Raw genomic sequence first — 457 nt, 5'->3', positions numbered from 1 at the left:
GCACGAACAGCGCCGACAGCGCGCGGTTGCCGAACATGTCGAACGGCAGGATCGGCTGCGCGCAGCGCTTCTCCCAGTGCCACAACGCCATGCCCGCGCCGAGCGCGACTACCAGCAGCAGCGACGCCCAGCTCATCAAGCCGTATTTCGGCAGCCATTCGACGAACAGCTGCAGCGCACCGAGCGACAGCGCGATCAGCAGCGCGCCCGGCCAGTCGAGCCGCATCTTGCGGTCGTGCGCGACATGCCGCAGGTGCGGCAGGTAGCGCCACACGAAGAACAGCGACAGGATGCCGATCGGCAGGTTCACGTAGAACACCGAACGCCAGCCGAACGACTGGGTCAGGAACCCGCCGAGCGACGGCCCGATCGCGTTCGCGATGCCGAACGCCGAACTCATCAGCACCTGCCAGCGCAGCCGCACGACCGAATCGGGGAACAGGTCGGGGATGCACGC

General features: G+C 67.4%; 1 protein-coding gene. It reads right to left on the bottom strand.

Annotation, left to right across the window (positions count from 1 at the left end):
* Window positions 1-457 (bottom strand): MFS transporter (locus tag SB816_RS29870; protein WP_410547973.1); only part of this gene is annotated, 457 nt, incomplete at both ends.

The sequence above is a fragment of the Achromobacter sp. SIMBA_011 genome, assembly GCF_046535435.1.
In the GTDB taxonomy this organism is placed as follows: domain Bacteria; phylum Pseudomonadota; class Gammaproteobacteria; order Burkholderiales; family Burkholderiaceae_B; genus Achromobacter; species Achromobacter dolens.
Note: the sequence above shows the minus strand (reverse complement) of the source record. Positions and strands in the feature narration are given on the sequence as shown.